Source organism: Pseudomonas sp. AD21 (genome assembly GCF_002878485.1).
In the GTDB taxonomy this organism is placed as follows: domain Bacteria; phylum Pseudomonadota; class Gammaproteobacteria; order Pseudomonadales; family Pseudomonadaceae; genus Aquipseudomonas.
In genome coordinates this window covers 1-14,116 of record NZ_NQYG01000010.1, presented here as the reverse complement: position 1 = coordinate 14,116, position 14,116 = coordinate 1, and the positions used below count along the sequence as shown (strand labels likewise).

The 14,116-nt window shown below is 63.8% G+C and carries 10 protein-coding genes; all 10 read right to left on the bottom strand.

The annotated features are described in order from the left end of the window. Window positions 1–157: 157 nt before the first annotated feature. The 10 genes from PseAD21_RS08620 to lexA all read right to left on the bottom strand — a co-directional run bounded on the left by PseAD21_RS08620 (window position 158) and on the right by lexA (window position 13,997). Window positions 158–2,791, bottom strand: coding sequence for an excinuclease ABC subunit UvrA (locus PseAD21_RS08620; RefSeq protein ID WP_102355321.1), 2,634 nt, complete (start codon window positions 2,789–2,791; stop codon window positions 158–160). Window positions 2,792–2,977: 186 nt separating this feature from the next. Beyond that, a complete protein-coding gene (locus PseAD21_RS08615; protein ID WP_102355320.1) occupies window positions 2,978–5,089 on the bottom strand; it encodes a PAS domain-containing sensor histidine kinase in 2,112 nt (703 codons plus the stop codon). Between the two features lie 134 nt (window positions 5,090–5,223). After that, window positions 5,224–5,913 (bottom strand): GntR family transcriptional regulator, encoded by a 690-nt coding sequence (locus PseAD21_RS08610; RefSeq protein ID WP_102355319.1) that lies wholly within the window; start codon window positions 5,911–5,913, stop codon window positions 5,224–5,226. Window positions 5,914–6,265: 352 nt separating this feature from the next. After that, complete coding sequence (locus tag PseAD21_RS08605) at window positions 6,266–6,925, bottom strand: DUF799 domain-containing protein (protein WP_102355318.1); 660 nt, start codon at window positions 6,923–6,925, stop codon at window positions 6,266–6,268. Next, window positions 6,922–7,290 carry a DUF4810 domain-containing protein gene (locus PseAD21_RS08600; protein ID WP_003225593.1) on the bottom strand — a complete coding sequence of 123 codons (369 nt, stop codon included), beginning with the start codon at window positions 7,288–7,290 and terminating at the stop codon, window positions 6,922–6,924. Before PseAD21_RS08600 ends, PseAD21_RS08605 begins: the two co-directional genes overlap by 4 nt. 29 nt (window positions 7,291–7,319) lie before the next feature. Next, complete coding sequence (locus tag PseAD21_RS08595) at window positions 7,320–8,006, bottom strand: CsgG/HfaB family protein (RefSeq protein WP_178082111.1); 687 nt, start codon at window positions 8,004–8,006, stop codon at window positions 7,320–7,322. A 259-nt stretch (window positions 8,007–8,265) separates the two neighbouring features. After that, entirely contained in the window at window positions 8,266–11,364 is a 3,099-nt protein-coding gene (locus tag PseAD21_RS08590) for an error-prone DNA polymerase (RefSeq protein WP_218244971.1), read from the bottom strand. Then, window positions 11,340–12,755, bottom strand: a complete 1,416-nt coding sequence (locus PseAD21_RS08585) for a DNA polymerase Y family protein (protein ID WP_102355315.1) — start codon at window positions 12,753–12,755, stop codon at window positions 11,340–11,342. Before PseAD21_RS08585 ends, PseAD21_RS08590 begins: the two co-directional genes overlap by 25 nt. 7 nt (window positions 12,756–12,762) lie before the next feature. Next, a complete protein-coding gene (gene imuA / locus PseAD21_RS08580; RefSeq protein WP_102355314.1) occupies window positions 12,763–13,380 on the bottom strand; it encodes a translesion DNA synthesis-associated protein ImuA in 618 nt (205 codons plus the stop codon). Continuing rightward, a complete protein-coding gene (gene lexA, locus PseAD21_RS08575) occupies window positions 13,380–13,997 on the bottom strand; it encodes a transcriptional repressor LexA (RefSeq protein ID WP_102355313.1) in 618 nt (205 codons plus the stop codon). Before lexA ends, imuA begins: the two co-directional genes overlap by 1 nt. Between the last annotated feature and the right edge of the window lie 119 nt (window positions 13,998–14,116).

Genomic DNA, 14,116 nt, shown 5'->3' with positions numbered 1-14,116 from the left:
AGTGAGCCGGCTCGCGATGGTGTCAGGTCAGATCATTCATTCTTGGCTGACACGCCGCTATCGCGAGCAGGCTCACTCCTACAGGGGGTTGCGTGTATCCACCGAGAACCCTGTGGGAGCGAGCCTCCTCGCGAAGGGGCCGGCCGGGGCGCCGCAGTTATCGGCTCAAGGCCCGGGCCAGAAACGGCGCAGTCCGGCTCTTCTTGCTCGCGGCGACTTTCTGCGGCGTGCCGGCCGCGACAATCCTGCCACCCTGATCCCCAGCGCCTGGGCCAATGTCGATCACCCAGTCGCTCTGCGCCACCACGCGCATTTCATGCTCGACGACGATCACTGTGTGCCCTGCCGTGACCAGATTATCCAGTTGCTCCAGCAGCCGATCGACGTCTCGCGGGTGCAATCCGGTGGTCGGTTCGTCCAGCACGTACAAGGTCGCACCACGCTGATTGCGTTGCAGCTCGGTGGCCAGTTTGATGCGCTGCGCCTCGCCACCGGACAGCTCGGTGGCCGGTTGCCCGAGCCGTAGATAACCGAGGCCGATGTCACGCAGCACCTCCAGCGAACGACGAATCCCCGGCTGTTCGGCGAACACCTCAACCGCCTCATCCACCGTCAGTTGCAACACCTGCGCGATGCTCAAGCCTTGCCACCGAATCGCCAACGTCTGCGGGTTGTACCGCGCGCCATGGCAAGTCGGGCACGGCGCGTACACGCTCGGCATGAACAGCAATTCAACACTGACAAAACCCTCGCCTTCGCAGGTCGGGCAACGGCCCTTGGCGACGTTGAAGGAGAACTGCCCGGCGTCGTACCCCGCCGCCCGCGCCTGGGGGGTGGCGGCGAACAGTTTGCGCACGTTGTCGAACAAACCGGTGTAGGTCGCCAGATTCGAACGCGGTGTGCGGCCAATCGGTTTCTGATCGACCTGCACCAGCCGCTTGATCGACTCCAGCCCCGCCGTCACCTGGCCGCTGCTGACCTGCGGCGCATCGTCTTCGAGGCTGAGTTCTTCCGACTCCTGCTCAACCACTGGACGCCCCAACTGCGCGCCTACCAGTTCCAGCAGCGCCTGACTGATCAGGCTTGATTTGCCGGAGCCGGAAACCCCGGTCACCGAGGTGAAGCAGCCCAAGGGAAACTCGGCGCTGAGGTGGTTCAGGTTATTGCGGCTGATGCCCTCAAGTTTCAGCCAGCCGCTCGGCTTGCGTGCAGTGCGCGAAGTGTCTCGGGCTTCGGCAAACAGATAGGCCCGGGTCTGCGATTCGTCGATCTCGGCCAGCCCTGCCGGCGGACCGCTGTACAGCACCCGGCCACCCTTCTCGCCCGCCGCCGGCCCGACATCGATCAGCCAGTCGGCGCGGCGCATGGTTTGCAGATCATGCTCGACCACAAACAGCGTATTACCGTCGGCCTTCAGCCGCTGCAAGGCCTCGAACAACGCTTCGCCATCGGCCGGATGCAGGCCGGCGGACGGTTCGTCGAGCACGTAGATCACGCCGAACAGTTGCGAGCCCAATTGCGTTGCCAGCCGCAAACGCTGCAGCTCGCCGGACGACAGTGTCGGCGTGCTGCGCTCCAGCGCCAGATAACCCAGGCCCAGGTCAGTCAGGGTGCTGACCCGCTCCAGCAAGTCCTCGGCAATGCGCTGCGCCGCCAGACGTTTTTCCAGCGACAGGTTTGGCGTATGGCGCACATCTGGCGCGCTGGCGTGGCCGCTGGCACCGTGGGCGACGCGTTGCTGGCGAGCCTCGCGGGTTTGCGCATGGCTCAGGGTTTCGCCGGTTTCTTCGGCGTGCTCCAGATACGTCGCCGCAGCCACGGGTTTCAATACTTCGGCCACTTGCAGCAACGGCATCTGCGACAACTCGCCAATGTCGTAACCGGCAAAAGTCACCGACAACGCCTCGCGCTTGAGGCGCTTGCCGTCACACAACGGGCACGGGCTGCCGAGCATGAACTGTGAAACACGCTTCTTCATCAGCGCACTTTGCGAATGAGTGAAGGTGTGCAGGATGTACCGCCGGGCGCCGGTGAAGGTGCCCTGATAACTCGGCTCCAGGTTGCGCTTGAGGGCGACCCGGGTTTCTTCCGGGGTCAGCCCGGCGTACACCGGCACGGTCGGGGTTTGTTCGGTGAACAAAATCCAGTCGCGCTGTTTTTTCGGCAGTTTCTTCCAGGGGATGTCGACGTCGATGCCCATGGTCACCAGGATGTCACGCAGGTTCTGCCCCTGCCACGCCAGCGGCCAGGAGGCCACGGCGCGTTGGCGAATAGTCAGGTTCGGATCGGGCACCATCAGCGCTTCGGTCACCTCATAGACCCGTCCGAGGCCGTGACACTCAGGGCAGGCGCCTTGCGGCGTGTTCGGCGAAAAATCCTCGGCGTACAGCATCGCCTGTCCCGGCGGATAACTGCCGGCGCGCGAATAGAGCATGCGGATCAGGCTCGACAACGTGGTCACGCTGCCCACCGAGGAACGCGTGCTCGGCGTGCCCCGTTGCTGTTGCAGGGCCACGGCCGGCGGCAGGCCTTCGATGGAGTCGACATCCGGCACGCCAACCTGATCGATCAGCCGCCGCGCATACGGCGCCACCGATTCGAAATAGCGCCGTTGGGCCTCGGCGTACAGGGTCGAGAACGCCAGCGACGACTTGCCCGAACCGGACACCCCGGTGAACACCACCAGCGCATCGCGAGGAATGTCGACGTCGACGTTCTTCAGGTTGTGTTCACGGGCGCCACGCACCCGAACCATGCCGGCGGGTGCCTTGGAGGTACGTTTGGAAGTCATTGGCTGTCCCTGCAGAAAAAATTAGGGGCGAAGCTGAACCCTGTGGTGAGGGGATTTATCCCCGATCGGCGGCGCAGCCGCCGCAGCCACTGCAAATGCCATGGGAGCTGGAAAAATGCAGGGGAGCGCTGCGCACTCCATCGGGGATGAATCCCCTCGCCACAGACAATCCTCTGCCATAGGTGATCACGCACTCAGCACCGACCGTATCATCTGCAGCAACGCCTCCGGGCTATACGGTTTACCGAGCAAATGCGTATCAGGGCTCAGTTGGTGGTTGCGCGAAATGATGTCGCGGGTGTGGCCGGAGGTGAACAGCACCGCTACCGGTGGCGCCTGGACCTTGGCCCATGCCGCCAGATCGGAACTCTTAATCAACCCCGGCATCACCACATCGGTGAAAATCAGATCGACTTCGGCACCTTCCAGCAGCATCTGCATCGCCACGTCGCCATTGCCGGCGGTCAGCACGCGGTAGCCTTCTTCGCGCAGCAACTCCACAGCCGAGGCGCGTACTGCGTCGTTGTCTTCGACCACCAGAATGGTCTCGTGGCCGCCGCCCTGCTGCTTGCCGATACTCGGCGTCTCAGCGAGGACCGGGCGCAGGCTACGTGGAAAATACAACTGCACGCGCGTGCCCTCGCCCACGGTGCTGTCGATCTCGACGTGCCCGCCGCTTTGTTTGACGAAGCCGAACACCATGCTCAAACCGAGCCCGGTGCCCTGGCCATCGGCCTTGGTGGTGAAGAACGGCTCGAACACCTGTTCGAGCATTTGCGCGGGAATGCCTGCGCCGGTGTCGCTGACCACCACCCGTACGAAGTCACCGGCGACGATGCCTTTGCCGGCGCAAAAGGTGCTGTCCAGCCGCGTGTTGAGCGCGCTGAGGACAATCGTGCCCTCGCCCTTCATCGCATCCCGGGCGTTGATCGCCAGGTTGAGAATGGCGTTTTCCAGCTGATTGCGATCGACGTTGATGTGCCACGGTTCTTGCGGCAGTTGCACGTCGATCTGAATGGTTTCACCCAGCGCGCGCTGCAGCAATTCACCGACGCCGTCGAAGATCTGTCGCGGATCGCACACCGCCGGCGATAGCGGCTGACGCCGGGCGAACGCGAGCAATTGCGACGACAGCTTGGCGCCGCGCTCGACCGCCGCCAGCGAGGCGCTGACCCGACGCTGCACATTGGCATTGCCCGGCTCATGCCGCGCCAGCAAATGCAGATTGCCGGCGATCACCTGCAGCAGGTTGTTGAAGTCGTGGGCCACACCGCCGGTGAGTCCGCCAATGGCTTCGAGCTTCTGCGACTGGCGCAACTGCTCTTCGGCGGCCAGCCGTGCATTCACTTCATCGGCCACCCGCTGTTCAAGGTTTCGGGTGAATTTGAGCAGGGATTCTTCGGCGTTCTTGCGCTCATGAATGTCGATCAACACCCCGGGAAAACGAAACGGCGCACCGTGCTCATCGAACTCGCACGCGCCGCTGGCGAGCACCCACAGATAGCTGCCGTCCGCGCGCCGCACGCGGTATTCGGCGTTGTACGGCTCGCCGGTCTGCAGCGAATGATTGACCCGATCCTGCACCCACGCCAGGTCATCCGGGTGAATCCGCGATTCGGTGAAGGACTGCGGCAGGTTGCTCAGGTCCTGATCCGGCGGATAGGAAAAGGTCCGGGCGAAACGCTCGTCGGCGGAAAGCACATTGTTCTTCACGTCCCAGACAAACGAGCCGAGCAAGGCCCCGGCATTCAGCGCCAGACGCACCCGCTCGTTGTCGGCCCGATAGGCATCTTCAGCGGCCTGGCGCAGGCGTTCGGAGCGCATGAATTCGGTGGTCTCGACCACCATCGCCATCACCCCGGACGGCACGCCGTCATCGTTGCCGACCGGGCTGTAATACAAATCCATCCAGACATCTTCGGGCACGCCATCGCGCAACAGCACCAACTCCTTGTTGCGGTAGGACAAGGTGCCGCCCGCCAGGCAGGTGTCGACCACGTGCCGGTTGAATTCGGCGACTTCCGGCCAGCCTAACTCCACCGGCACGCCCAACAGATACGGATGGCGGCCACCGGCAAACTGCGAGTAGGCGTCGTTGTAGATCATGTACCCGGCGCGGCCCCAGAGCATGACCATCGGCAACGGTGAGGCCAGCATCAATTGCACGGCGCTGCACAGACTGGCAGGCCAGGTGTCGAGCGGGCCGAGTTCGGTCTGGCGCCAGTTGAACGCACAAATGCGCCCGGCCATCTCGCCTTTCCAGCCGTCACAACCGTGGCTATCGGATAAAAACTGCATCGATTGACTCGGTGTCCTGTGGTGTTTGCCCGATACATCGCGACGCCAAAACGCCGCAACGCCCGTCTGTTTCGAGCGCCGTCGGCCGCATTGGTTTCATTAGAGGTATAGCCGATTTCACATCCGGCTCCGGTTTAAACGCCGATCAGGTGTTTGAGCGGATGGTAGCCAGTTTTCATCTTCGCGGCGACGTCCAGAATCGCCTTTTCGATACCGTTCAAATGCGTGCAGGTCAGTTCGATGGCGGCGCTCTGGTTGCCCGCTTCAATATGCTCGATCAGGCGCAGATGTTCGTTGTCGCGACAGGCTTCATGGCTGTCGTCATCCAGCGCGGCGATATACAGCGAGGCACGGGAAATCAGCTTCTGGAACCAGTCGAGCAGCACCGGATTGTTCAGGCTGCGCGCCAGTTTGATGTGAAACTCGCCAAGCAGATGGATCAGCCGCTCGTGGTCGCCCGCTGCGTGGGCTTCGTCTTCGAGCAGCAGGTGCTCGCGCAAGTCCTGCATCGCTGCAGTGTCCTTGCGGCGGCACAGTTCAGTGACGATACCGATCTCGATCAGGCGCCGGGTTTCGAACAGCGAACGGATCTCTTCGTTGCTCGGCAGCGACACCGATGCGCCTTTGTTGGGCTCGGTGGTAACCAGTCCTTCGGCCTCCAGTTGCTTGAGCGCGGCGCGCACCGACGTGCGGCTGACATTGAACAGTTCGGCCAGCGAGGCCTCGCCCAGCTTCATTCCCGGCCGCAGCGAACGCTTGCAGATCGCCTGGTAAACCCCTTGGTAGACGCGGTCGACCGTGGTTTCCGGTTTCTTCTCGGTCATTCGAACACTCCTTTAGCCTCCGGCGCACACGGTGTTCCAGAGTGATGCGCCGTTTGCGCACATAAGTGTGGCGCAGAATATCGCCTTCGGCGTCGAGATGCAGGGTCTGGATCGCAAGTTGAATGGGATTGAGGCAGCGAGAGGTTCGCGGGGGCTGGTGGGCCGGGGACTTTTTCGATAGAGGGGCGAACGGTTTTGCCCGCCCCCCAAATAAATCAACAGCCCAACACATTCCCCCTGTGGGTGCGGGCTTGCTCGCGAATACGGAGTGTCAGTCAGTGCATAGCTGACTGAGACAACGCCTTCGCGAGCAAGCCCGCTCCCACAGGGAATGTGGGTGTGCCGGTAATTTTCAGTCAGTGCCGTACTTCGGCGAACGCGGGCCATACAGCAGACCGGCGTGCTGACCGGCCGACAGCAGACGATTGCTCGCCACACCGGCCATCGGGTAACCGGCATCGGTCGAACTGTTGATCACCTGCTTCACCGCGGCGCTGATCAGCATGCCGACGAGGCCGCCACCACTGTTGTTGCCACCCTCTTCGCTCGACGCCCGTGCCGAACCGGTCCACAGCGTGGTGCCGGATTTCAGGTCCACCAGTTTGGCGGTGGCGGTCACAGCAGTTTCGCTGCTGATGACCATGTACCGCGTACCGTACTCGGTCACGGTGATGTACAGCGCAGCGTCGGCGCCGAAGATTTCCTTGAGCTTGTTGGCCGGCGCCTGATGGATGTCATCCGGCGTGGTCAGGCCGTTCTGGCGGAAGGTTTCGTCCACCAGAGCGATCGGCAGTACGTAGTAACCGGCCTCGGCCAGCGGAAACGTCACTTGCGACAACAGGCTGTACGAGGCTTTCACGTCGGGCGAAGTGTTCAGCGGCGGCAGTACCAGAATGGTCTTCGGACGTGCCTGTTTGTACGCTGAATAGTCGACGGTTTTCGGCGCGACGCAGCCACCGAGCACGGTCAGGGCCAAACCGGCGGCCAGCAGTTTCAGGGTGCGCGAGATCATTTGGCGTCTCCGGTCTTGGCGTTTTTAAGCAGAAAATCCATGTATGGGCCGGACTCGGGGAACAGCGCTTTCTCGGTGCGAAATTGCTGCACCATCTGGTCGTCCTTGCCCATGCTCAGGTACAGCAGACCGAGGTGCGCGTGGTAGCCCGGCGGCACGGCCTTGCCGGTGGAGCGGATCTTCTGCAGGTCGCGCTCCAGCACTTCGGCCTGGGCTTCCTTCGGCTCTTCGCCTTTGAAGTATTCGTAGACCTGCGGTTGGTAGTCTTCCCACTGGTACAGGGTTTTCGGGCTGCTGCAACCGGCCAGCAAGGCGCTGGCGGCCAGCGTCAGGGCCAGCAGCGACCGCGACAAAGTCAAATTCATGGGGTATTGCTCCTTGCAATGAATAGCGATCAGTTACCCGGTTTCCAGGCACCGGCGTTCATGCCATCAACCAGGCGGTTGATCGCCTCGCGCATGGCCAGATCGAGGACTTTGCCGTTGAGGGTGGAGTCGTACGCAGCGGTGCCGCCGAAGCCGATGATTTCGCGGTTGGACAAGGCGTATTCGCCGGCGCCCTGGGTCGAATACACCACTTCGGAGGTGCTGATGTTGACGATGTTCAGGTTGACCTTGGCGTAGGCGACCTGGGTCTTGCCACGGCCGAGAATGCCGAACAGTTGATGGTCGCCGGTTTCCTTGCGGCCGAACTCGGTGACGTCACCGGTGACCACGTAATCGGCGCCTTTCAGGCGTTGAGCCTGGCCCTTGATCGCCGCTTCCTGCTGGATCTCGCCCATATTGTCGCGATCCAGCACGCTGAAGCGGTTGGTCTGCTGCAAGTGGGTGATCAGGATGGTCTTGGCCTGGCCGCCGAGACGATCGACGCCGTCGGAGAAGATCCCGCGCATGTAGCTGGAGCGGTTATCGAACTTGCCCACCGCCATTGGTACGCGAACGCCGGTCCAGACCTGAGTGGCGCTCTCGACCTTGGCCACCGGCAGCGCGCGGGAGCTTTCGGTGGCGCAGCCGGCAAGGGAGCCTGCGAGTGTGCCGAGCACGGCAATCGCAACGCCTGAGACCAACATCCGGGAGATCATTCTCACTGTGCATTCCTTCTGAAAAAACGGTGTGTCCCGGCACGACAACGCGGTGGGGAGCGGGAAAAGGGGCGGCATTATGACAAAGTGCCATCATTCATGACAGGACTTTTTGACGCCAGGGAATTGGCTGTTTTGATCCGCACACAAATCAATTGTGGGAGCGGGCTTGCTCGCGAAAGCGCTGGGTCAGTCAATAGGGATGTCGGCTGATACACCGTCTTCGCGAGCAAGCCCGCTCCCACAGGGGATCAGCGCGCTAATGAAAATCGCGGCTCTGCACACGGATGCCGTCGAGCAGCGGGCTCAGGTCGCTCAACCGCCCGGCGATCAGGTGCCGGACTTCGCCTTCGCGCTCCCAGCGGCCATCGACCTTGAGCAGTTGCGAACCGACCAGCACCTGGCGCTGACGCTCGGCCAGATCGCGCCAGACCACCACGTTGACGTTGCCGAACTCGTCTTCCAGGGTGACGAAGGTCACGCCGCTGGCGGTGCCCGGTCGTTGCCGGCCGGTGACCAGCCCGGCGATGCTCACCGGCCGGCCGTGGTCGACATCCAGCAACTCCTGCGAGCTGCGACAGCGCAGGGCCTTGAGTGCGCCCCGCAGCAGCGCCAACGGATGCGGCCCCAGCGTGGTGCCAAGCGTCGCGTAATCGGCCTGCAGGTCCTCACCGACACTGGGTTTGGGTAGCAGCACATCGGGCTCTTCCTGACTCGGCAATCCGGCAAACAGGCCCAGTTGTTTCTGCACCCCGGCCACTTCCCAGCGCGCGCGATGCCGATGCCCGGCCATCCCGCGCAACGCCCCGGAATCGGCGAGCAACGCCTGGGCCCGACTGTCGAGCGCGGCCCGTTCGCCCAGGTCGGCGATATCGGCAAACGCCCCGCGCGCCCGCGCCGCTTCGATGCGCCGGGCATCGTCCTCGCGAAAGCCCTTGATCATCCGCAGGCCCATGCGGATCGCCGGTTGCGTGCCGCTGATCGGTTCCAGGCTGCAATCCCAGTCACTGGCGCGCACGTCCACCGGACGGATCTGCAATTGATGGCGGCGCGCGTCCTGAAGGATCTGATCCGGGCTGTAGAAGCCCATCGGCCAGCTGTTGATCAGCGCACAGGCGAACGCTGCCGGCTCGTGACACTTGAGCCAGCAACTGGCGTAGGTCAGCAAGGCGAAACTGGCGGCGTGGGATTCGGGAAACCCGTAACTGCCAAAGCCCTTGATCTGCTCGAAGATCTGCGCGGCGAATTCCGGGGTGTAGCCGTTTTTCTCCATGCCAGCGGCGAGACGCTCCTTGTGCGGCTCCAACCCGCCGTGGCGTTTCCACGCGGCCATCGAGCGACGCAACTGATCGGCCTCGCCGGGGCTGTAGTCGGCGGCGACGATGGCGATCTGCATCACCTGTTCCTGAAACAGCGGCACGCCGAGGGTACGTTTAAGCACCACCTCCAGCTCCGGCGATGGATAGGTTTCCTTTTCTTCCTTGTTCCGGCGGCGCAGGTACGGATGAACCATGCCGCCCTGAATCGGCCCGGGGCGGACGATCGCCACTTCGATCACCAGATCGTAGAAATTCGCCGGGCGCAGGCGCGGCAGCATCGACATCTGCGCCCGGGACTCGATCTGGAACACGCCGATGGTATCGGCGCGACTGATCATTTCGTAGGTCGGTTGGTCCTCGGGTGGAATCGTCGCCAGGCTCAGATCCAGATGGCGATGACGGCGCAGCAGGTCGAAGCAACGGCGGATCGCGCTGAGCATGCCGAGGGCGAGGATATCGACCTTGAGCAAGCCGACCGCATCGAGGTCGTCCTTGTCCCACTGAATGATCGTGCGCTCGGCCATGGCGGCGTTTTCCACCGGCACCAGCGTGTCCAGCGGCTGCTCGGAAATCACGAAACCGCCGGGGTGCTGCGACAAGTGCCGGGGGAAGCCGATCAGTTGCCCGGTCAGGCTCAGCACCCGACGCAGCACCGGGCTGTCAGGGTCAAATCCGCCTTCGAGCAAGCGCGCCAGCGGCGGGGGTTCATCGCTCCAGTGACCGCAGCAATCGGCCAGCGCATTGATCTGGTCCGGCGGCAAGCCCAAGGCCTTGGCCACATCGCGCACCGCACCGGCGGCGTGGTAGGTGCTGACCACCGCCGTCAGCGCTGCGCGACGACGACCATAACGACGGAACACGTATTGCAGGACTTCTTCGCGGCGCTCGTGTTCGAAGTCGACGTCGATGTCCGGCGGCTCGTTGCGCTCTTTCGACATGAAACGCTCGAACAGCAGCGTGGTGCGATCCGGGTCGATCTCGGTGATACCCAAGGCAAAACACACCGCCGAGTTGGCCGCCGAACCCCGGCCCTGACAGAGAATCTGTTGCTCGCGGGCAAAACGCACCACGTCATGCACGGTGAGGAAGTAGCTTTCGTAGCCGAGCTCGGCGATCAGTTTCAGCTCCTTATTGATCTGCCGCAGCACCTTGAAGGGCGCGCCTTTTTCCCAGCGCCAGGCGATGCCCTCTTTAGTCAACTGGCGCAACCAGGAACTGCCGGTATGCCCCTGCGGCACCAGTTCTTTCGGATACTGATAGCGCAACTCGCTCAGATCGAAGGTGCAGCGCCGGGCCAGTTGCACCGAGGCGTCGAGTAACGCCTGCGGATACAACTCGCGCAACACCTCGAGACTGCGCAGATGGCGCTCGCCGTTGGGGTGCAGGCGCAACCCCGCCTCGGCCACCGGGACGTGATGACGGATCGCGGTCATGGTGTCCTGCAAGGCTCGCCGGCCACGGGCGTGCATGTGCACGTCGCCGCTGGCCACGGCGGCAATCTGCAGCTGATCCGCCAGACTCAGCAGTGCCGCCAACCGGCGCTGATCGTCTTGCCCGCGATGCAGTTGCACCGCCAGAAACAGACGCTCGCCGAAGGTCTGTTTCAGCCAGCGGCCCTCCTCGACATCATCCACGGTGTCCGGCACCCACACCGTAAGCAACCCCGGCAGCGGCTCGCGGAAATCCTCGCGCAGCACCTGGTACTGGCCTTTCTGCGTACGCCGCCGGGCTTGGGTGATCAAGCCGCACAAGGCCTGATACCCCGCCAGATTTTCCACCAGCAACAGCAGTTTCGGGCCGTTGTCGATGCGCATTTCGCTGCCAATGATCAGCGGCAATTCTACCGATTTCGCCGCCTGCCAGGCGCGGACAATCCCGGCCAGCGTGCACTCGTCGGTGATCGCCAGCGCCTGGTAACCGTGCTTTTTCGCCCGCTGGAACAGCTCAAGGGCACTGGAGGCTCCGCGCTGGAAACTGAAGTTCGACAGGCAGTGCAGCTCGGCATAGCCGTGGTTCATGCAAACCAGCCCTGCAGCCATAACGGACCGCCCTCGCCCACGGCCCGATAGGCCCAGCCCTGCTGACCGGCGCGGTTCTGGATCAGGTAGTAATCGCGGCGCACGTCGTCACCGTCCCACCAGCCGGACTCGATGCGTTCCGGGCCCATGAGGATCCGCGCCGAACCTTCGGCCACGCTCTGCGGTTCGCCGAGCAGCCAGCCCGGGCGCTGAACGCTCGGCAACCCGCTGCAGCGCTGCTTGTCGACGCCGTTCTGCCAGGCGCATTCCGGGCGATGGTCAGCCTGGAAGCGCAGGCCCTGCACCGCGTCGTCGCCGAGCCGTGCGCGCAGGCGTTCGCGCAACTGCTCCCAGGGCAAGGTCTGTTGCGGACGCTCATCGAACAGTTCCTGAAACTGCGGCACGAAACTCGGCAGATCTTCGGCACGCAAGCGAAAACCGCGCACCGGCGCTTCGACCTGCACCTGCTCCAGCCGGCCCCGGGCCAGTTCGAAGAGCATCGCCGGATCGCGCTCGGCGCTGAGCAGGCCGACCTTGATCAGCGTGTCCGGCAACCCGGCATGTTCCAGGTGCAGATCAAAACGCTGCACGCCGCTGTCGCGTCCGCAAAGGAACGCCGACAGGTCACCGGTCAACCGGCGCAACGGGAACAGCAGCGCCTGATGGGATTGCACGTCGAAATTGAGTTCGATGCGCACATCAAAACGGTCCGGCGGCAGATAGAACGCCAAGGCCAGCGGGCGCGCGCCGAACAGGGTGTCGAGGTGTTTGAGCATCGATGCTTCAAAACGCCGAGCCAGGGCCTGACGCGGCAGACTCTGCACCTGGCTCAGATTGCGCAGGCCCATGCGCGCCAGCGCCGTGGCGACTGGCGGTTCCAGCCCGACACGGTCGACGGGTAACTGCCCGAGGTGATGCTGCAAGGCTTCACCGTCGGGCACCACCAGGCCATCGTAGGCGTTGGCCAGCACGCGCGCTGCCACCGGATTCGGTGCGGCGACGATGCGATGGCGAAAGCCCAGCTCGGTCAGCTCCTTGCGCAGCCGCGCTTCGAACTGCGCCCAGGAACCGAACAGGCCCAGGCTGGACTCGATCTCGAACACCACGGTACGCGGGTAATGCACGCTGACCTGCGCGCTGAAACGATAGGCCCACGCCGCCAGAAACTGCTGCCAGTGCTCGACCTCGGCGAGGTCGTAGTCGGCGGTGGCAAAACCTTTGCTCAAGGCCTGCGCGGCGGTCATCGACGGGCCGGCGCGCAGGCCGAGCTGACGCGCCGGCGCATTCACCGCTTGCAGCACCCGGCGCTGGGCCGGGCCGCTGAGCAGCACCAACGGTTCATCGGGATCGGGACGCTGACGCAGCACCGCGTCGAGCGCCAATTGCGGAAACAGAATGCAGACCCAGCGCATGACGACCTCAGTGCCCCACGGCAAACGCAATCGGCGCCGTACGCGCCAGTCCGCCGCGGCATTTGAGTACGCGCAACTGGGCAGGTTTGGCGTCGATGGCAATCCGTAGCGCCGCCGGCGACGGGTTGACCGCCTCGCTCAACGGGCGCCAGGCAAAGGCCAGGGTCTGGCCGGTTTCCGCGGCCACCTGCAAGCGCCGCAACGCGCGGTCATCGGCCTTGTGTGGCCAGCACAGCACTGCGCCGCAACTGCCCGAACGCAGGCATTGTTCCGCCGCCCATAAGGCATCGCGTTCACTGGCCTGAATCACCGACAACCGACGCAGATCGATCCCGGCGTTCTCCCACGCTTGCGGGTACGGCACGAACGGTGGCGCCACCAGCACGATGCGCTCGCCCGCCGCCGACAACCGCGCCAGCGTCGGCCAAACCAATTGCAGTTCACCAACCCCGGGGCCAGCCAGCAGAATTTCGCTCAGCGCCGCTTCCGGCCAGCCACCGCTGGGCAATGCTGCATCGAGCGCGGCGTGGCCGGTGGGTTGCGGGCTGGCCGCCGGGGGCGCAGGCCGGCCCTTCCAGACCTGGCCGCCATTGAACAGCGTATCGAGTGCAATCACGGCGCCCATCAGCCTTGCCTCACCAGACCGCAGAACACCCCTTCGATGGCCAGGTCCTGATCGTCGCGCACGACAATCGGCTGGTACGCCGGGTTGCGCGGCAGCAGGCGCACCGTAGCGCCGACGCGTTCGAAGCGTTTGATGGTGACTTCGCCGTCGAGCCGCGCCACCACGATCTGGCCGTTGAGTGCCTCGGGATTGCGCTTCACGCCGACCAGGTCACCGTCGAGAATGCCGTCTTCGATCATCGAATCGCCCTGCACCCGCAGCAGGTAATCCGGGGTGCGGGAGAACAGCGCCGGATCGAGCATCAAGCGGCTATGGATGTCGGCATCGGCGCCGATCGGCGCACCGGCGGCGACCCGGCCGAGCACGGGAACATCCAGCAGCTCCGGGCGCGCCGGTTGCCCGAGCAGGCGAATGCCCCGGGCCTGATGCGGATTGACCTCGATAAACCCGGCTTCAGTGAGCGCCAGCACATGCTTGCGCGCCACGCTGCGCGAGGCAAAACCAAAAGCCTCGCTGATTTCAGCGAGGCTTGGGGGCTGACCGTGTTCGGCGATGCGTTCGCGGATAAAGGTCAGGATGGCGGTACGGCGGGGAGTCAGATTGGTCATGGAGTACATTTGTACTCTTTCACGTTTTTGCTGGCAATGACCGCCAGTCAGCTCAACCCACGCTCGGCAAGAAACCCCGAGATTGATCGTCCCCACGCTCTGCGTGGGAATGCCTCTAGGGACGCTCT